The sequence below is a fragment of the Ralstonia sp. 24A2 genome (assembly GCF_051783885.1).
Lineage (GTDB): Bacteria > Pseudomonadota > Gammaproteobacteria > Burkholderiales > Burkholderiaceae > Ralstonia.
This window is the reverse complement of record NZ_JBPVZD010000002.1, coordinates 917976-935915: the sequence shown is the minus strand read 5'-3', so window position 1 is coordinate 935915 and position 17940 is coordinate 917976. Positions and strand designations below refer to the sequence as shown.

At 64.0% G+C, this 17940-nt stretch carries 18 protein-coding genes; 16 read left to right on the top strand and 2 right to left on the bottom strand.

The window, feature by feature from the left end; genetic code table 11:
- Window positions 1-24: 24 nt before the first annotated feature.
- Window positions 25-816, top strand: coding sequence for an SDR family oxidoreductase (locus ACS13N_RS09185; protein WP_438931381.1), 792 nt, complete (start codon window positions 25-27; stop codon window positions 814-816).
- Window positions 816-1664: a helical backbone metal receptor gene (locus tag ACS13N_RS09180; RefSeq protein ID WP_438931380.1), complete on the top strand. Its 849-nt coding sequence runs from the start codon at window positions 816-818 to the stop codon at window positions 1662-1664. Before ACS13N_RS09185 ends, ACS13N_RS09180 begins: the two co-directional genes overlap by 1 nt.
- A gap of 71 nt (window positions 1665-1735) precedes the next feature.
- Here ACS13N_RS09180 and ACS13N_RS09175 read toward each other — a convergent pair whose 3' ends face one another.
- Window positions 1736-2122 (bottom strand): antibiotic biosynthesis monooxygenase family protein, encoded by a 387-nt coding sequence (locus ACS13N_RS09175; RefSeq protein WP_438931379.1) that lies wholly within the window; start codon window positions 2120-2122, stop codon window positions 1736-1738.
- Window positions 2123-2145: 23 nt separating this feature from the next.
- Window positions 2146-3225, bottom strand: coding sequence for an MBL fold metallo-hydrolase (locus tag ACS13N_RS09170; protein ID WP_438931378.1), 1080 nt, complete (start codon window positions 3223-3225; stop codon window positions 2146-2148).
- A gap of 163 nt (window positions 3226-3388) precedes the next feature.
- On the opposite strand from ACS13N_RS09170, the gene ACS13N_RS09165 reads away from it, so the two are divergent.
- The 14 genes from ACS13N_RS09165 (at window position 3389) to bioB (ending at window position 17815) form a co-directional block, all read left to right on the top strand.
- Window positions 3389-3886, top strand: a complete 498-nt coding sequence (locus tag ACS13N_RS09165) for a MerR family transcriptional regulator (protein WP_438931377.1) — start codon at window positions 3389-3391, stop codon at window positions 3884-3886.
- Between the two features lie 177 nt (window positions 3887-4063).
- Entirely contained in the window at window positions 4064-5245 is a 1182-nt protein-coding gene (locus ACS13N_RS09160; RefSeq protein WP_438931376.1) for an isovaleryl-CoA dehydrogenase, read from the top strand.
- A gap of 174 nt (window positions 5246-5419) precedes the next feature.
- Window positions 5420-7270 carry a bifunctional isocitrate dehydrogenase kinase/phosphatase gene (gene aceK, locus ACS13N_RS09155; protein ID WP_438931375.1) on the top strand — a complete coding sequence of 617 codons (1851 nt, stop codon included), beginning with the start codon at window positions 5420-5422 and terminating at the stop codon, window positions 7268-7270.
- A gap of 23 nt (window positions 7271-7293) precedes the next feature.
- On the top strand, window positions 7294-7974 hold the full coding sequence (gene can / locus ACS13N_RS09150; RefSeq protein ID WP_438931374.1) for a carbonate dehydratase: 681 nt from the start codon (window positions 7294-7296) through the stop codon (window positions 7972-7974).
- Between the two features lie 677 nt (window positions 7975-8651).
- On the top strand, window positions 8652-9833 hold the full coding sequence (locus tag ACS13N_RS09145; protein WP_438931373.1) for an acetyl-CoA C-acetyltransferase: 1182 nt from the start codon (window positions 8652-8654) through the stop codon (window positions 9831-9833).
- Window positions 9834-9855: 22 nt separating this feature from the next.
- Window positions 9856-10569 carry an SDR family oxidoreductase gene (locus ACS13N_RS09140; protein WP_438931372.1) on the top strand — a complete coding sequence of 238 codons (714 nt, stop codon included), beginning with the start codon at window positions 9856-9858 and terminating at the stop codon, window positions 10567-10569.
- 10 nt (window positions 10570-10579) lie between these two features.
- A complete protein-coding gene (locus ACS13N_RS09135) occupies window positions 10580-11710 on the top strand; it encodes an acyl-CoA dehydrogenase family protein (protein ID WP_438931371.1) in 1131 nt (376 codons plus the stop codon).
- Between the two features lie 21 nt (window positions 11711-11731).
- Window positions 11732-12142, top strand: a complete 411-nt coding sequence (locus ACS13N_RS09130; RefSeq protein WP_438931370.1) for a rhodanese-like domain-containing protein — start codon at window positions 11732-11734, stop codon at window positions 12140-12142.
- On the top strand, window positions 12139-12837 hold the full coding sequence (locus tag ACS13N_RS09125; RefSeq protein WP_438931369.1) for an HAD family hydrolase: 699 nt from the start codon (window positions 12139-12141) through the stop codon (window positions 12835-12837). Before ACS13N_RS09130 ends, ACS13N_RS09125 begins: the two co-directional genes overlap by 4 nt.
- Window positions 12837-13271, top strand: coding sequence for a YchJ family protein (locus tag ACS13N_RS09120; RefSeq protein WP_438931368.1), 435 nt, complete (start codon window positions 12837-12839; stop codon window positions 13269-13271). The genes ACS13N_RS09125 and ACS13N_RS09120 overlap by 1 nt, the downstream gene beginning before the upstream one ends.
- 30 nt (window positions 13272-13301) lie before the next feature.
- Window positions 13302-14909, top strand: a complete 1608-nt coding sequence (locus ACS13N_RS09115; RefSeq protein WP_438931367.1) for a carboxyl transferase domain-containing protein — start codon at window positions 13302-13304, stop codon at window positions 14907-14909.
- A gap of 36 nt (window positions 14910-14945) precedes the next feature.
- Window positions 14946-15902: a dienelactone hydrolase family protein gene (locus tag ACS13N_RS09110; protein WP_438931366.1), complete on the top strand. Its 957-nt coding sequence runs from the start codon at window positions 14946-14948 to the stop codon at window positions 15900-15902.
- Complete coding sequence (locus ACS13N_RS09105) at window positions 15899-16693, top strand: enoyl-CoA hydratase/isomerase family protein (protein WP_438931365.1); 795 nt, start codon at window positions 15899-15901, stop codon at window positions 16691-16693. The genes ACS13N_RS09110 and ACS13N_RS09105 overlap by 4 nt, the downstream gene beginning before the upstream one ends.
- A gap of 42 nt (window positions 16694-16735) precedes the next feature.
- Complete coding sequence (gene bioB / locus ACS13N_RS09100; protein ID WP_438931364.1) at window positions 16736-17815, top strand: biotin synthase BioB; 1080 nt, start codon at window positions 16736-16738, stop codon at window positions 17813-17815.
- Window positions 17816-17940 lie beyond the last annotated feature (125 nt).

Sequence of the window (17940 nt, the reverse complement as noted above, 5' to 3'; positions counted from 1 at the left end):
CCCTCCTCCGACAGGACATCCGACATGAGTCAAACCGTCTTCATCACCGGCGCTTCCAGCGGCATCGGCCAGGCACTGGCGCGGCAGTACGCCGCCCAGGGTGCCACGCTGGGGCTGGTTGCACGGCGCGTCGACGTGATCAACGACTTCGCGCAGACCTTGCCGGCAGGCATCCGCGTGCATTGCTATGCCGCCGATGTGCGCAGCGCTGAGTCGATGCGCACCGCCGCTGAAGCCTTCATCGCTGAGGCCGGCGTGCCTGACGTGGTGGTCGCCAACGCCGGCATTTCGGAAGGCACCGACCTGCGCGAACCAGGCGATCTGACAGCGTTTGCGCGTGTGATGGACACCAACTGGATGGGCACGCTCAACACCTTCCAGCCCTTCGTCGAACCGATGCTGGCACGCGCCAAACCCGGTCAGCCCGGCGGCACGCTGGTCGGCATTGCCAGCGTGGCGGGCGTGCGCGGGCTGCCGGGTGCGGCGGCGTACAGCGCGTCCAAATCGGCGGTGATCAAGCTGATGGAAAGCCTGCGCGTGGAGTTTGGCCCGCGCGGTTTGCGTGTGGTGACCATCGCCCCCGGCTACATCCGCACGCCGATGACCGCGCACAACCCGTATCCGATGCCCTTCCTGATGCCGGTGGACGTGTTCGCGCAGAAAGCCGTGAATGCGATCCATCGCGGTGTGCGCTTCACCGTGCTGCCGTGGCAGATGGGTATCGTGGCCAAGCTGCTGCACGTGCTGCCGCGCTGGCTGTATGACCTGGCCTTTGCGCGCGCCCCGCGCAAACCCCGCAAATCTGAGAATTCCTGATGATGTTTACCGACGCGCTCGGCGACGCGCACGCCCCCGTCGACACCACGCCGCGCATCGCCAGCCTGGTGCCGTCCATTACCGACCTGCTGTTTTCGCTCGACCTGGGCGACCAGCTTGTCGCCCGCACCGGCTTCTGCATCCACCCGCGCGAGGCCGTGCGCAACGTGCCCAAGGTGGGCGGCACCAAGACGGTCAAGCTCGACAAATTGCGCGAGCTGGCGCCCACGCACGTCGTCGTCAACATTGACGAGAACACGCGCCCGACCGTCGACAAGCTGCGCGAGTTCATCCCCAACATCATCGTCACGCACCCGTGCGCGCCGGAAGACAACCTAGCGCTGTACCAACTGCTGGGTGGCATCTTCCGCCGTGAGGCGCAGGCGCAAACGTTGTGCGACGCCCTTACGCAAGAGCTGGAAGCCCTGCGCGGCCGCCACTTCCTGCCGCACCGCGTGCTGTACGCCATCTGGCAGGACCCGTGGATGACGGTGTCGCGCGACACGTACATCTCGCGCATGCTCAATCTCATCAATTGCCATACGTGGCCAGACGATCCCGCGCCCGTGCAATGCGGCACCGAGAAGAGTGGCGACTGTGCCCGTCCCAACCGCCCCGACACGCGCTACCCCACCTTCCGCTGGAGCGATGAGGTGGTGCGTAGCATCGACTGCGTGCTGCTCTCCACCGAGCCCTACAGCTTTACCGAAGAGCACGTCGACGCGCTGGAAAAGCAGATTGGCAAGCCGGTCTATCTGGTGGATGGCGAGATGGTGTCGTGGTACGGCAGCAAGGCCATTGAAGGCGTGCGGTATCTGGCGCAGTTTGGAAAGACGTTGCGCCTGTAGCGCAGCAACCGCCCAAAACAAAACCCGCCAGCAGGCGGGTTTTTCGTTGGTGGTGGGCCTAGCGCCAAGTGCTAGCGCAGGAAGTTGTAGTCGTACTCCACCTTGGCAATGCGCAGGTGGTACGTCGCATACCACTGCTCACGCCCCATCTTCTGCGCGGTCAGGTGCTCGACCTGGTTCTTCCACTCGCGAATGGCCTCCAGCGACGACCAATACGACACCGTAATGCCAGGTCGTCCCTGCTGCGCTGCGCCCTCGTCGCGCACGGACTCGATACCCAGAAAACCCGGCATGTCGCGCGCCAGTTCGACCATGCGGTCAGCCATGGCACCGTAGCCGTTATCGCCATCGGTGCGTGTGGACGAGAAGATCACCGCATAGTACGGCGCCGTGGGCGTGTTGGCGGGAAACGGCAGGACGGCGGCGCTGTCATCGAGAACGTCGTGCTGGTCGGCCATGTTGGGCTCCGGGTGAGAAGCAGTTATGCAGCTACGTGAAAGCGGATGATGCCGTCGGTGCCAGTCTCGCGCACCAACTCACCACGATGCCACAGCGCGTGCAGGTGCGCGAGCGCTTCGCCCATCGCAAACGTCATCTGGTGCACGTCAAACTGACGCTTGAAGATGACGTTGACGATGTCGCGCGCGGATTGCGGCGCCGCTTTGCATGCAGCCAGCGTGTCGGCCAGGCGGTCGACATGATGATCGCGCAGTTGCTGGATGCGCGTATGCAGCCCGCGGAACGGCCGCCCGTGCGACGGCAGGATCAGCACATTGGCCGGCAGCGGCTCGTATTTGCCGAGCGAATCCAGATACAGCGTGAGCGGATCGGCCTCGGGTTCCAGATCGAACACGCTCACGTTAGTGGAGATGCGCGGCAGCACCATGTCGCCAGAGATCAGCACGTTGGCATCTTCACTGTAGAGCGCGACGTGCTCGGGCGCGTGGCCGAAGCCGGTGATGATGCGCCAGGTGTGCTGGCCGATGGTGACGACGTTGCCGTCCATCAAGCGGCGGTACTGGCCGGGGACGCCCGGCACCAGCGTGCTGTAGTAATCCTTGCGGTTGCGGATGCCGTCGATGGAGGTGGGGTCCGTCAGGCCGTGGCGCTCGAAGTGGCGCGCGGCAAATTCGCCGCCGGCATTCGAGGCGCCCGTACCGCCCACCAACATGCGCGCGAACGCATAGTCGCCCAGGCTCATCCACAGGCGCACGTTCCAGCGTTTCTGGTCACCGCCCTCGCACAGCCAGTTGGAGAGACCAACGTGATCGGGGTGGCAATGCGTGACCAGTACGCGCAGCACTGGCAGGCCGTCGAGATGGTTCGCGAAAATGGTTTCCCAATGCCCGCGAATGGCTTCGTGGTTGATGCCACAGTCGATGATGGTCCAGCCGTCTTGCCCGTCCTGGTGATCGCGCAGCAGCCAGAGGTTGATGTGATCGAGTGCAAACGGCAGCGGCATGCGCAGCCAGTAGATGCCGGGGGCGACTTCAAACCGCGTGCCGCCTTCGGGAAGCGTGTCGCCAAAGGGATAGTCGAGTTGGTGTTCGAGCGCGTTCATGGGTGTGGTCTCAAGTGCCGCCTTCAGAGGGCAGTCTTCATGCATTGCGGTTTGACGCCATTGACGCTAACGTAAACGTCAATTCGCCGCCGGTCTCCCATCTTAAGCGAAAACTTAAATTGGCTGCCCGATGCGCACCCGCCATCACAGGATCACCCGCCGTATGTCTGCTTCCACCCCGTCTGCCGCCGCTGAGCTTGCCGCTGATCTCGAATCGGGCGACGCCTGCGAACAAGCCGACGCCAGTTACACCATCACCGACCTCGCACGCGAATTCGACATCACCCCGCGCGCCATCCGCTTCTATGAAGACCAGGGCCTGCTGGCGCCGGATCGCCAGGGCCCGGGCGGACGCCGCCGCGTGTATTCCGCCGGCGAGCGCACGCGCCTGAAGCTGACCTTGCGCGGCAAGCGGCTCGGGCTGTCGCTGGGCGAGATCAAGGAGATCCTGGATCTGTACGAATCGCCGCGCGATACGGTGCCGCAGCTGGAGCGCTTTCTGGCGTCACTCGCGCAGCACCGCGCCGTGCTCACGCAGCAACTCGATGATCTGAACGCCCAACTGGCCGAAATCGACCAGCACGAGCGCCAATGCCGTCGCCTGTTGGACGATGCCCAGGCAGGCACTGCCAAACCGCCGAAGCGACGCAAGGCAGCTTGATTCGGTAAATTTACACAGTTGACGTTTACGTAAACGTCAATACAATACGCAACACCCTGCAGCATCCTCCCGGCACGGGTGTGCCCGCCACAAGCGACGCGCACCTCACAACGCCACCACTGACCCAGAGACACGCGCGGCCCGACTTTTCTATGCACGCGCCCAAGGAGACCCACCATGATTGAACTGCCCGGCCTGAAATTCGACTTGGGCGAAGACATCGAGATGCTGCGTTCGGCCGTGCGCGACTGGGCGCAGGGCGAGCTGGCACCGCGTGCAGGCGAGATCGACCGCACCGACCAGTTCCCGATGGACGCGTGGCGCAAGATGGGTGACCTGGGCGTGCTCGGTATCACGGTGGCCGAGGAGTACGGTGGCGCCAACATGGGCTACCTGGCGCACATGATCGCCATGGAAGAAATCAGCCGCGCGTCGGCGTCGGTTGGCCTGTCGTACGGCGCGCACTCGAACCTGTGCGTCAACCAGATCCACCGCAATGGCACGCCGGCCCAGAAGGCCAAGTACTTGCCCAAGCTGGTGTCGGGTGAATGGGTGGGCGCACTGGCGATGAGCGAGCCGAATGCCGGGTCGGATGTCGTCAGCATGAAGCTGCGCGCGGAGCTCAAGGGCGACCGCTACGTGCTCAACGGCACCAAGATGTGGATCACCAACGGCCCCGACTGCGACGTGCTGGTCGTCTACGCCAAGACCGAGCCCGAGCTGGGCGCGCGCGGCATGACCGCGTTCCTCGTCGAAAAGGGCATGAAGGGCTTCTCGGTGGCGCAGAAGCTGGACAAGCTCGGCATGCGCGGCTCGCACACGGGCGAGCTGGTGTTCGACAACGTGGAAGTGCCGGTGGAGAACATCCTCGGCCAGGAAAACGGCGGCACCAAGGTGCTGATGAGCGGCCTGGATTACGAGCGCGCCGTGCTCTCCGGCGGCCCGATCGGCATCATGCAGGCCTGCATGGACGTGGTCACGCCGTACATCCACGACCGCAAGCAGTTCGGCCAGAGCATTGGCGAATTCCAGCTCATCCAGGGCAAGATGGCCGACATGTACACCACGCTGCAGGCATGCCGCGCGTACCTGTACACGGTCGGCAAGAACCTCGATTCGCTGGGCCGCGACCATGTGCGCCAGGTGCGCAAGGACTGCGCCGGGGTGATTCTCTATACCGCCGAAAAGGCCACTTGGATGGCGGGTGAAGCGATCCAGATCCTGGGCGGCAACGGCTACATCAACGAATTCCCGGTCGGCCGCCTGTGGCGTGATGCCAAGCTGTACGAGATTGGCGCCGGCACGTCGGAAATCCGCCGCATGCTGATCGGGCGCGAGCTGTACGCAGAAACGATGTAAGGCGGGCGCCGGGTGGTCGTCGCGGACAGGCGGGTGGCACGGAGCCATCGGCCAAACGGATAAGGAGGCGGAACGGTTTCAGGGCGTGAACACGGCAGCAGAGGCCATACAATCTAGGTCTTCGTGGTTGGCTGCTTTTCTGATCGCTTTTCCGCCCTCCCCCGCGTACACGCCATGTCCCATTTCCCCAAGCTCCTGTCCTCGCAGATTGCCTTCGACGTCGCCCGCACGATGCTCGACGGGTTCGACAAGCACTACCGCTTGTTCCGTGAAGTCTGCATCCAGGCCAAGGTGGCGTTCGAGCACGGGGACTGGCCGGCCATGCAGCAACTGCAGCGCGACCGGATTGCCTACTACGACGAGCGCGTGCGCGAAGCGTCGGTCATCCTGGAAGACGAATACGACGCCGAGAACATCGACGACGAGATCTGGCGCCAGATCAAGCTGCACTACATCGGCTTACTGACCAACCATCACCAGCCGGAACTGGCCGAGACCTTCTTCAACTCGGTGTGCACGCGCATCCTGCACCGCTCGTACTTCAACAACGATTTCATCTTCGTGCGGCCGGCCATCTCGACGGAATACATCGAGAACGAAGAGTCGCCCACCAAGCCGACGTACCGCGCCTACTACCCCGGCTCGCGCGATGGCCTGGGCACCTGCTTCGAGCGCATCGTGCACAACTTCCAGCTCAATGCGCCATTTGAAGACCTGAGCCGTGACGTCGGCTACCTGGTGCGCGCGGTGGAAGAGCAGTTCGGCGATTTCCGTATCTCGCCGAATTTCCAGGTGCATGTGCTGTCGTCGCTGTTCTTCCGCAACACGTCGGCCTACATCATTGGGCGCGTGATCAACGGCGACAAGTCCTACCCGCTGGCCGTGCCGATCATGCGCAACGCCGACGGCCAGTTGCGCCTGGACACCGTGCTGCTGCGTCCGGAACAGTTGATGATCCTGTTCTCGTTCACGCACTCGTACTTCATGGTGGACATGGAAATTCCGTCCGCCTACGTGACCTTCCTGCGTGACCTGATGCCGCGCAAGCCGCGCGCCGAGATCTACACCTCGCTCGGCCTGCAGAAGCAGGGCAAGAACCTGTTCTATCGGGATTTTCTGCACCATCAGCAGCACTCGTCGGACAAGTTCATCATCGCGCCCGGCATCAAGGGCCTGGTGATGCTGGTGTTCACGCTGCCGTCGTACCCGTACGTCTTCAAGGTCATCAAGGACTACTTCCCGCCGCCGAAGGAAACCACGCGCGAGCTCATCAAAAGCAAGTATCAGCTGGTGAAACGACACGACCGCGTGGGCCGCATGGCCGATACGCTGGAGTACTCCGACGTGGCCTTCCCGTTGTCGCGCTTTGATGAGGAGCTCATCAAGGAATTGGAGAAGCACGCGCCCTCGATGGTCGAATACCAGCGCGCCGAAGACGGCAGCGAAGAGATCGTCATCCGCCACGTCTACATCGAGCGCCGCATGACGCCGCTGAACATCTGGCTGCACGAAGGCACCGATGCGCAGGTCGAGCACGGCATCATCGAATACGGCAACGCCATCAAGGAACTCATCGCCGCGAACATCTTCCCGGGCGACATGCTCTACAAGAACTTTGGCGTGACGCGCCACGGCCGCGTGGTCTTCTACGACTACGACGAGATCGAATACCTCACCGACTGCAACGTCCGCAAGGTGCCGCAAGCGCGCACCGAAGAAGAGGAAATGTCGGGCGAGGTCTGGTACAGCGTCGGGCCGCACGACATCTTTCCGGAGACGTACGGCACATTCCTGTTGGGCGATCCGCGCGTGCGCGAATCCTTCCTCAAGCACCACGCAGACTTTTTCGATCCGGCCATGTGGCAGTCCTACAAGGACCGCCTCCTGTCCGGACACATTCACGATTTCTACGCGTATGACGCAAGCGAACGCTTCGTCAACCGATACGGCGCCGGCGCACAGGGGACTGCAGCCGAACAGACGACCGAACCGGTCACAACAACGCTGCAACGCGCCGCCGCCTAACTCTCTCAACACGACGGGAAACCATGCCACATCGCATCAAAGAACTCTTCGAGAACAACCGCAAGTGGGTCGAGCGCGTCAACGCTGAAGACCCGGAATTCTTCTCGGCGCTCGCTAACCAGCAGAACCCCGAGTATCTGTGGATCGGCTGCTCGGATTCGCGCGTACCCGCCAACCAGATCATCGGCCTGCCGCCGGGTGAGGTGTTCGTCCACCGCAACATCGCCAACGTGGTGGTGCACTCGGACTTGAACTGCCTGTCGGTGCTGCAGTTTGCAGTGGAAGTGCTGAAGATTCGGCACATCACCGTGGTGGGCCACTACGGCTGCTCAGGCGTGAAGGCGGCGCTGACCAAGCAGCGGTTCGGGCTGGCGGACAACTGGATCCGTCACGTGCGTGACGTGGCTGAGCAGCATGAGACGTACCTCGGCACGGTGGTCAATGACCAGTCGCGGCATGACCGCCTGTGTGAGTTGAACGTGATCCACCAGGTCAACAACGTGTGCCTGACGACGATCGTGCAGGACGCGTGGGATCGTGGGCAGCCGTTGACGGTGCATGGCTGGATCTATGGCGTGAAGGATGGGATGTTGCGCAACCTGGGCATGGCGGTGAATTCCAATGAGGAATTGCATGCGCAGCTTTCGGATGCCTGGCTGAACTATGGCAAGGATGGGAGTGCGCCTACGCCGGTTGGGTTCTGAGGACTGAGGGGTGGGGCTTGGTTTTTTTTGGTATTGGTCCATCCCTTGTTTCATCCCCTGCCGGGGCTGACTCACTTTCTTTGTCTTGCCAAAGAAAGTAAGCAAAGAAAGGCGCGCCCGAGATGGCGAAAGACTCCTTGAATTTGTGTCGCAGGGAGGGGAAGGGAAAAACTCGCTTCGCTCAAACAGTTTCCCTTCCTTTTTCCTCCCTGCAACAGAAATTCAAGGCGCCATCTAGGGCAAGGTACGGCCACACCATCGGACCACAACCGCAGTAGCAAGTACGCGGCAAGACGCAGAGCGAAGCAAGCAGCAACACAGCAACACAGCAACAAACAAGAGCCTGACGGAGCACGCACACCAACGGTTTGGCCGTTGACGTTCCTGCCCTAGATGGCGCCTTGAATTTGTGTAAGCGGGCGGAAAAAAGAACGGGAACTGTCTGAGCGCAGCGAGTTTTCCCGTTCTCCGCCCGGTTACACAAATTCAAGGAGGGGGTCGCCATCTCGGGCGCGCCTTTCTTTGCTTACTTTCTTTGGCAAGACAAAGAAAGTGAGTCGCCCCCGGCAGGGGGTGAAACGGAGGTGGACCACCAAGTCCAAACCCCAAAAGCAAGAGACACGCAGCCCCTGCACCACAAGTGCAGAACCCTGTCGACAGCACACCAGGAGATCGCCATGTCTGACCGCATCATCATCGCCTCAGCAGCCCGCACCCCGATGGGCGCCTTCCAAGGCGAACTTGCAAGCCTCACCGCTCCGCAACTCGGCGCCGCCGCCATCCGCGCGGCAGTCGAGCGCGCCGGCCTGAAGCCCGAGCAGATCGAAGAAGTCATCATGGGCTGCGTCCTGCCCGCAGGCCAGGGCCAGGCCCCGGCCCGCCAGGCAGCCCTCGGCGCAGGCCTGCCGCTATCGGTTGGCTGCACCACGGTCAACAAGATGTGCGGCTCAGGCATGCGCGCCGCAATGAATGCATACGATGCACTGCTCGCAGGATCGCTGGATGTAGTGGTCGCGGGCGGCATGGAAAGCATGACCAATGCCCCGTACCTGATCCCGAAGGGCCGCGGTGGCTACCGCATCGGCCACGGCATGATCTACGACCACATGATGCTCGACGGCCTGGAAGACGCCTACGACAAGGGCCGCGCCATGGGCACCTTCGGCGAAGACTGCGCCGAGAAGTACGGCTTCACCCGCGAGGCGCAAGACCACTTTGCAATGACCTCCGTGCGCCGCGCACAAGAGGCCACCGAATCTGGCGCGTTCCGCTGGGAGATCACCCCCGTCACCGTGTCGAGCAAGGCCGGTGACACCGTCATCGACACCGACGAAGGCCCGCGCCGCATCAAGGTCGACAAGATCCCCTCGCTCAAGCCCGCCTTCAAGAAAGACGGCACGGTGACGGCCGCCTCCTCGTCGTCGATCAACGATGGCGCCGCGGCGCTGGTGATGATGCGCGAATCCACCGCCAAGCAACTCGGCATCACCCCGCTGGCGGTGATGCTCGGCCACACCACGCATGCGCAGGCACCGGGCTGGTTCACCACCGCGCCGGTCACGGCCATCGACAAGCTGTTCAAGAAGCTCGACTGGAACTCGGGCAACGTCGATCTGTTCGAGATCAACGAGGCGTTTGCCGTGGTGCCGATGGCCGCGATGCACGATCTGCACATCCCGCACGAGAAGGTGAACGTGAACGGCGGCGCGTGTGCGCTGGGCCATCCGATCGGGGCATCGGGTGCGCGCGTGATTGCGACGTTGCTGGGCGCGCTGCAACACCGCGGCGGCAAGCGCGGTGTGGCGAGCCTGTGCATCGGCGGTGGTGAAGCCACGGCGGTCGGCATCGAGCTGTACTGAACGGAATGGAAAAAGCAGCGCGATGACAAACACCACATCCCGCCGCACGCGCACCGCACTCATCCTGGGTGCGTCGCGCGGCATCGGCCTGGAAACCGTCAAGCAGTACCGCGCCGATGGCTGGCGCGTGATCGCCACCGTGCGCTCGCAAGAGGCCGCGCAAGACCTGCAAGCCCTCGGCGCGGAAACGCATGTGCTGGACCTGACCGACGCCAACGCCGTCGCCGGCCTCGTGTGGAAGCTCGACGGCGAAGCGCTGGACGTGGCGATCTACGTGGCGGGCATCTACGGCCCGCGCACGCAGAACGCCACGCCCGTCAGCCAGGCCGACTTTGATGCCGTGATGCACACCAACGTGTGGGCGCCGATGGGCTTGCTGCCCGCCGTGCTGCCGATGGTGGAAGCTGGCTGCAATAGCGCGGATGAAGCCGGCGGCGTGCTGGCCGTCATCTCCAGCCGCATGGGCAGCATTGGCGATATGGGCGGCAATGGCGGCTGGCTGTACCGCGCCAGCAAGGCGGCGGTGAATGCCGTACTGCGCGGGGTGTCGATCGACGCCAAGAACGCCACATGCCTGACTTTCCACCCCGGCTGGGTGCAGACCGACATGGGCGGCGCCGGTGCGGCCATCACGCCGCAAGAAAGCGTGGCCGGCATCCGCCGCGTGATTGCCGGCGCCACGCGCGCCGACAACGGCGGCTTCCGCAACTACGACGGCAGCGTCATTGAATGGTGAGGCCGGAACGATGCTGCTGACCCAAGAACAGGAAATGATCCGCGACGCCATCCGCACTTTCGTGCGCGAGGCAATCACCCCACACGCCGCCGCATGGGACCGCGATGCGACGTTCCCGAAAGACGTGCACCGCCAGCTCGGTGAACTGGGTGCCTATGGCGTTGCCGTGCCGGAAGAACTCGGCGGTGCCGGGCTCGACTACCTGTCGCTCGCGCTGATCCTGGAAGAGATTGCCGCTGGCGACGGCGGCACCTCCACCGTCATCAGCGTGAACAACTGCCCGGTGTGCAGCATGCTGATGGCGTTTGCAAACGACGCGCAGAAACAGCAGTGGCTCGTGCCACTGGCGCGCGGCGAGATGCTGGGCGCGTTCTGCCTGACCGAGCCGCATGTCGGCTCCGATGCTTCGGCACTGCGCACCACGGCCACCCGGGATGGCGACCACTGGGTGCTCAATGGCGTGAAGCAGTTCATCACCAGCGGCAAGCATGCCGACGTGGCGATCGTCATGGCCGTGACGGACAAGGCGGCGGGCAAGCGCGGCATCAGCGCGTTCCTGGTGCCGACCAAGACGCCCGGCTACGTCGTCGCGCGGCTGGAAGACAAGCTCGGCCAACACTCTTCCGACACGGCGCAGATCGTGTTTGAAGATTGCCGCATTCCCGCCGATTGCCTGCTGGGTGAAGAAGGCGCGGGCTACAAGATGGCGCTGTCGGGGCTGGAAGGCGGACGCATCGGCATTGCCTCGCAAAGCGTGGGCATGGCACGTGCAGCCTTCGAGGCCGCGCTGGCCTATGCCAAGGAGCGCGAGAGCTTCGGCCAGCCGCTGTTCGCGCACCAGGCGGTGCAGTTCCGTCTAGCCGAGATGGCCACGCGCATTGACGTGGCGCGGCAGATGGTCTGGCACGCCGCCAGCCTGAAAGACGCGGGGCTGCCGTGTCTGAAAGAAGCGGCCATGGCCAAGCTCAACGCCAGCGAGATGGCCGAGCGCGTGTGCTCCGATGCCATCCAGGTCTTCGGCGGCTACGGCTACGTGAACGACTTCCCGGTCGAGCGCATCTACCGCGACGTGCGCGTGTGCCAGATCTACGAAGGCACCAGCGATATCCAGAAAATCTTGATCGCCCGCGCCTTGGCGTGAGCGTGTGTGGAGGAGAACGCCATGGCCATGACGAAAGGATTCCGCGCACTGGTGGACGAAGCCATGGCGCAGGTGCAAACGCTCTCCGTGGACGAGGCGCGTGCCCTGCTCGACGCCCCGCACGTGCAGTTTGTCGACGTGCGCGAGATCCAAGAGCTGGCGCGCGACGGCGTGATTCCGAACGCGTTGCACGCCCCACGCGGCATGCTGGAATTCTGGGTCGATCCGGACTCTCCGTATTACAAGCCGGCCTTTGCAGCCGACAAGACCTTCGTCTTCTTCTGCGCGGCCGGCTGGCGCAGCGCGCTGGCCACCAAGACCGTGCAGGACATGGGGCTGGAGCGCGTCGCCCATATTGAAGGCGGATTCACCGCCTGGAAGGCAGCCGGAGCCCCGGTTGCCGCTTACGAAAAACCCACGAAAAAAGCATGACCGCAGTCTCTCAATCCGCCGCGACCCAACCCCGCCACCCACGCTTTGACGCGATCCTCTTCGATTGCGACGGCGTGCTGGTGGACAGCGAACCCCTCGTCAACAAGCTGATCTGGCAGATGCTGAATGAACTCGGCATCGAGATCAGCCAGGAAGACTCCATCAAGCGTTTCCTCGGCAAGGCCATCCGCGAAGAACTGGAGGCGATTGCCGAGATGCGCGGCGCACCGCTGCCGCCGAACTGGCTGTCCACCTTCCACGCACGCCGCAACGCGCTGCTCGAAGCCGAAGTGGAAGCCGTACCGCACATTGCGCACGCCATTGATGTGCTCTCCAAGCTGGGCTTGCCGATGGCCGTGGCCTCCGGCGCCGATCGCGTGAAGGTGGAACTGCAACTGAATCGCACCGGTTTGATCGAGCACTTCCAGCCGACGGATGTGCGCATTTTTTCGGCCACCGAGGTCGCGCGCAGCAAGCCCGCTCCCGATGTGTACCTGCTGGCCGCCAGCAGCCTGGGGGTAGCGCCGTCGCGTTGCCTGGTGATCGAAGACAGCCCCACGGGTGTGACCGCCGGCCACGCAGCGGGCATGACCGTGCTGGCCTACGCTGGCCGCAATGCGCCCGGCCCGCTGCTTGCCGCAGGTGCCACGCGCACCTTTACCGATATGCGCCACCTGCCGGAGCTACTGGCCTGATGGGCGCCCAAGCCAAGCCGATCCACCCGACCGACGCCTGCCCCTGCGGCGGCGTTGCGTACGCGCGCTGCTGCGGCCCGTTCCATGCGGGCGAAGCGATGCCGGCCACGGCTGAGCAATTGATGCGCTCGCGCTACAGCGCGTATGTGCTGGGCGACACGGCGTATCTGCGCAACACGTGGCATCCGTCCACCTGCCCCGCCGATCTGGAAACGAGTGAGGCCGATGCCGCCACCCGCTGGCTCGGCCTGGACGTGAAACGCCACACCCCGCAAGACACGACGCACGCGACAGTCGAATTCGTCGCGCGCTACAAGGTGGGCGGCCGCGCGCATCGCCTGCATGAAACCAGCCGCTTCGTCCGCCTGGACGCCAGCGGCGCTGAATCCGCCGAAGGCCGTTGGCTCTATGTCGACGGCACCTTCCCTGACTGAACCGCACCGCACACTTCCTGCACTGCTGCCATGCCGACGCTAGACACCAAGCTGAACCCCCGTGCCGAAGACTTCAAGGCCAACGCCGATGCCATGCGCACCCTCGTTGCGGACTTGCGCGACAAGGTCGCCCGCATCGCCCAGGGCGGCGGTGAAGACGCCCGCGCCAAGCACCTCGCGCGCGGCAAGCTGCTGCCGCGCGACCGCGTGCAGCAACTGCTCGACCCGGGCACGCCGTTCCTGGAGTTCTCGCAGATGGCGGCGTACGGCATGTACGACGACGCGGCACCGGGCGCCGGCATCATCACTGGCATCGGGCGCATCTCGGGGCAGGAGTGCGTGATCGTCTGCAACGACGCCACGGTCAAGGGCGGCACCTACTACCCGATGACGGTGAAGAAGCACCTGCGCGCGCAGGAGATTGCCGAGCAGAACCACCTGCCCTGCGTGTATCTGGTCGACTCGGGCGGCGCCAACCTGCCGAACCAGGACGACGTGTTCCCCGACCGTGACCATTTCGGCCGCATCTTCTACAACCAGGCGAACCTGTCGTCGAAAGGCATTCCGCAGATCGCGGTGGTGATGGGCTCGTGCACGGCCGGCGGCGCGTATGTGCCCGCCATGAGCGACGAATCGATCATCGTCAAGGAACAGGGCACGATCTTCCTGGCGGGCCCGCCGCTTGTGAAGGCCGCCACCGGTGAAGTGGTGAGCGCAGAAGACCTGGGCGGTGCCGATGTGCACACGCGCCTGTCTGGCGTGGCGGACTACTTCGCCAACAACGATTCGCACGCGCTGGCGCAGGCCCGCAGCATCGTCGCGCATCTGAACCGCCGCAAGCCGGACCAAGTGCAGATTCATGCGCCGGTTGAGCCGCGCTATCCGGCCGAAGAACTCTACGGCGTGATCCCGACGGACACGCGCAAGCCGTTCGACGTGCGCGAAGTCATCGCCCGCGTCGTCGACGACTCCGCCTTCGATGAATTCAAGGCGCGCTATGGCACCACGCTGGTCTGCGGCTTTGCGCGCATCTGGGGTTATCCGGTCGGCATCATCGCCAACAACGGCATCCTGTTCTCGGAAGCGGCGCTGAAAGGCGCGCACTTCATCGAGCTGTGCTGCCAGCGCAAGATCCCGCTGGTGTTCCTGCAGAACATCACCGGCTTCATGGTGGGCCGCAAGTACGAGAACGAGGGCATCGCCAAGAACGGCGCGAAGATGGTGACGGCGGTAGCCACGGCGCAGGTGCCCAAGTTCACGGTCATCATCGGCGGCTCGTTTGGTGCGGGCAACTACGGCATGTGCGGGCGCGCGTATTCGCCGCGCTTCCTGTGGATGTGGCCGAACGCGCGTATCTCGGTGATGGGCGGGGAGCAAGCCGCCAGCGTGCTCGCCACCGTGCGCCGCGACGGCATCGAGGCCAAGGGCGGCCAGTGGAGCGCGGATGAGGAAGCCGCGTTCAAGGCGCCGATCCGCGAGCAGTACGAGCGCCAGGGCCACCCGTATTACGCCAGCGCGCGCCTGTGGGACGACGGCGTGATTGACCCGGCGGATACGCGCAGCGTGCTGGGCCTGAGCCTGTCGGCCAGCCTGAACGCGCCGATTGGCGATATGAACTTCGGCGTGTTCCGTATGTAAGCGGACTGCCATCAAACATCAGACAAGGAACTTGCAGTGAACAGCAACACCGCGCGATCGTGGCGCAGCGCCTGGACAGCCATCGGCTGCGCGCTGCTGCTTGCCGTCGCGCATGCGCAGGACAAACCGTCCAGCTCACCCAACACATCGAACGCGTCCGGCATCAGCGAAGAGATAGTGGAGGTGCCCAAGTCTGCGGGCATCTTCACCATCAAGCTGGAGACCACGGTCTACAAGCCGGCCGGCGACGGCCCCTTCCCGCTGATCGTGCTCAACCACGGCAAGTCACGCGGCAACGCGGCTTTCCAGTCGCGTGCCCGCTACAGCGAGCAGGCCGCGGCGCTGGTCGCGCGCGGCTACGTGGTAGCTATCCCGATGCGCCAGGGCTTCTCCAAGTCGGGCGGCGCCTATATCGGCAGCGGCTGCAATGTGGAATCGAACGGCCTCGTCCAGGCAGAAGACGTGGTGGCCGCGCTCGACTACATGACCGCACAGCCCTATGTGGACCGCAACCGCATCGTCGTCATGGGCCAGTCGCACGGCGGCCTGACCACGATGGCCTTCGGCACGGTCAGCTACCCCGGTGTGCGTGGTCTGGTGAACTTCGCGGGCGGCCTGCGCAACGACACCTGCGTCGCCTGGGAAAACAACCTCGTGCGCGCCTTTGAAACGTACGGCCGGCAGTCGCGCTATCCGTCGCTCTGGTTCTACGGCGACAACGACAGCTACTGGCCCAAGCCCATGCCGGAAAAGATGTTTGCGGCCTACACCGGCGCAGGCGGAAAAGCACGGCTGGTGGACTACGGCAGCTTCAAGGGCGACTCGCACGGCATGTTTGCCAGCCACGCGGGCCTGGCCATCTGGCTGCCGCAGGTCGATGTCTTCCTGCGCGAACTCGGCTTGCCCGCAGGCCCGGTTAGCGCCGCACCCACCGCCGCAGAAGCCTCGGGGGCTGACGACCCCAAGGCCGATACCAACAAGGACCCCGAATGAACGCTTTCGAGACCCTCGCCTTCGCGCAGCACGGCGCCGTCGCCACGCTCACGCTCAACCGGCCTGATGTGCGCAACGCCTTCAACGAGACCGTCATCGCCGAGCTGACCGGCGCGTTCCGCGCACTGGCGCAGGAGCCCAGCGTGCGTGCCATCGTCCTGGCCGGTAGTGGCCCCGCATTCTGCGCCGGCGCGGACCTGAACTGGATGAAGAAGATGGCCGGCTACTCGGATGACGAGAACCGCGCCGATGCCCTGCGCCTGGCTGAAATGCTGCGCACCATCTACACCTGCCCGAAGCCCGTGATTGCACGCGTGCAGGGCGACACGTATGCCGGCGGCGTTGGCCTAGTCGCGGCCTGCGACATCGTGGTCGCCGTCGACACGGCCAACTTCTGCCTGTCGGAAGCCAAGCTCGGGTTGATTCCAGCCACCATCAGCCCGTACGTGATCCGTGCGCTGGGTGAGCAGGCGTCGCGCCGCTACTTCATCACCGCAGAGCGCTTCTCCGCTGCTCAAGCGCATCGCCTGGGCCTCGTGCACGAACTCGTGAGCGCCGACACGCTCGACGCCAAGGTGGGCGACATCACCGCCGCGCTCGTCGCCAACAGCCCGAACGCTGTACGCGAGAGCAAGCGCCTCGTGCGCGAAGTGTCCGGCGCCGCCGTCAACGACGCGCTGCTGGCCGACACCGCAGACCGCATCGCCGCCATCCGCGCCTCGGAAGAAGGCCGTGAAGGCGTGCAGAGTTTTCTGGGCAAGCGCAAGCCGAACTGGCTTCTGCCGGCCTGACCCGCATAACTAGAAACCACGCATTACTTGAAGGAAGTCCTCATGCAACCCACTCCGCTCAACTTCGTTCCGAACGCTGCCAAGGTGCCCGTCACGCCGGGTCAGGCACCCGACGCACGCTGGAGCCGCGAAGCCATCGAAGCGCTGTTCGCGCTGCCGTTCAACGACCTGCTGTTCCAGGCACAGCAGGTGCACCGCGCCAACTTTGATGCGAATGCGGTGCAGCTCTCGACGCTGCTGTCGATCAAGACCGGCGGCTGCCCGGAGGATTGCTCGTACTGCCCGCAATCGGCGCGCTACGACACGGGTGTCGAGGCTGAAAAGCTGATGCCGATCGACGAAGTGCTGGAAGCGGCATCGCGCGCCAAGCAGAACGGTGCCAGCCGCTTCTGCATGGGTGCCGCGTGGCGCAACCCGAAACCGCATCAGCTCGATGCCGTAGCCGACATGGTGCGTGGCGTGAAAGCGATGGGCCTGGAGACGTGCGTGACGCTGGGCATGCTCAAGCAAGAACAGGCTGCGCAACTGAAGGATGCAGGCCTCGATTACTACAACCACAACCTCGATACCGCGCCGGAGTTCTACGGCGAGATCATCACCACGCGTACGTATCAGGATCGGCTCGACACGCTGGAGCATGTGCGTGATGCGGGCATCAACGTGTGCTGCGGCGGCATCGTCGGGCTTGGGGAATCGGTGCACGAGCGTGCGGGCCTGATCGCCGAGCTGGCGAACATGGAGCCGTATCCGGATTCGGTGCCGATCAACAATCTGGTGAAGGTGGAAGGCACGCCCCTGGCTGGCAACGAAGAACTGGATCCGTTTGATTTTGTGCGCACGATTGCTGTGGCGCGGATCACGATGCCCAAGGCGATGGTGCGGCTCTCCGCTGGCCGCGAGGCGATGGATGATGCGTTGCAGGCGATGTGCTTTATGGCGGGGGCTAACTCGATTTTCTATGGCGAGAAGTTGCTGACGACGGATAACCCGGAGGCGGATGCGGATCGCAAGCTGTTGGCGCGGTTGGGGATGCGGGTTGAGGTGCAGGACCATCTGCATCAGGGTGATGCTTCGCACTCGCATTCGTCGCATTGCCATATCGACATTACGCCGGCTGATTGATTTGCTTGGCTGGGGGGCGGTTTTTGTTTTTGCGTTGGTGGTCTGCCTCCCTTTCGTCCCCTGCCGGGGCCGACTCACTTTCTTTGTCTTGCCAAAGAAAGTAAGCAAAGAAAGGCGCGCCCGAG

Bases quoted from the DNA above. Each gene is read 5' to 3' on its own strand.
- ACS13N_RS09185 (WP_438931381.1), top strand. From the start codon at position 25: ATGAGTCAAACCGTCTTCATCACCGGCGCTTCCAGCGGCATCGGCCAG.
- ACS13N_RS09180 (WP_438931380.1), top strand. From the start codon at position 816: ATGATGTTTACCGACGCGCTCGGCGACGCGCACGCCCCCGTCGACACC.
- ACS13N_RS09175 (WP_438931379.1), bottom strand. From the start codon at position 2,122: ATGGCCGACCAGCACGACGTTCTCGATGACAGCGCCGCCGTCCTGCCG.
- ACS13N_RS09170 (WP_438931378.1), bottom strand. From the start codon at position 3,225: ATGAACGCGCTCGAACACCAACTCGACTATCCCTTTGGCGACACGCTT.
- ACS13N_RS09165 (WP_438931377.1), top strand. From the start codon at position 3,389: ATGTCTGCTTCCACCCCGTCTGCCGCCGCTGAGCTTGCCGCTGATCTC.
- ACS13N_RS09160 (WP_438931376.1), top strand. From the start codon at position 4,064: ATGATTGAACTGCCCGGCCTGAAATTCGACTTGGGCGAAGACATCGAG.
- aceK (WP_438931375.1), top strand. From the start codon at position 5,420: ATGTCCCATTTCCCCAAGCTCCTGTCCTCGCAGATTGCCTTCGACGTC.
- can (WP_438931374.1), top strand. From the start codon at position 7,294: ATGCCACATCGCATCAAAGAACTCTTCGAGAACAACCGCAAGTGGGTC.
- ACS13N_RS09145 (WP_438931373.1), top strand. From the start codon at position 8,652: ATGTCTGACCGCATCATCATCGCCTCAGCAGCCCGCACCCCGATGGGC.
- ACS13N_RS09140 (WP_438931372.1), top strand. From the start codon at position 9,856: ATGACAAACACCACATCCCGCCGCACGCGCACCGCACTCATCCTGGGT.
- ACS13N_RS09135 (WP_438931371.1), top strand. From the start codon at position 10,580: ATGCTGCTGACCCAAGAACAGGAAATGATCCGCGACGCCATCCGCACT.
- ACS13N_RS09130 (WP_438931370.1), top strand. From the start codon at position 11,732: ATGGCCATGACGAAAGGATTCCGCGCACTGGTGGACGAAGCCATGGCG.
- ACS13N_RS09125 (WP_438931369.1), top strand. From the start codon at position 12,139: ATGACCGCAGTCTCTCAATCCGCCGCGACCCAACCCCGCCACCCACGC.
- ACS13N_RS09120 (WP_438931368.1), top strand. From the start codon at position 12,837: ATGGGCGCCCAAGCCAAGCCGATCCACCCGACCGACGCCTGCCCCTGC.
- ACS13N_RS09115 (WP_438931367.1), top strand. From the start codon at position 13,302: ATGCCGACGCTAGACACCAAGCTGAACCCCCGTGCCGAAGACTTCAAG.
- ACS13N_RS09105 (WP_438931365.1), top strand. From the start codon at position 15,899: ATGAACGCTTTCGAGACCCTCGCCTTCGCGCAGCACGGCGCCGTCGCC.
- bioB (WP_438931364.1), top strand. From the start codon at position 16,736: ATGCAACCCACTCCGCTCAACTTCGTTCCGAACGCTGCCAAGGTGCCC.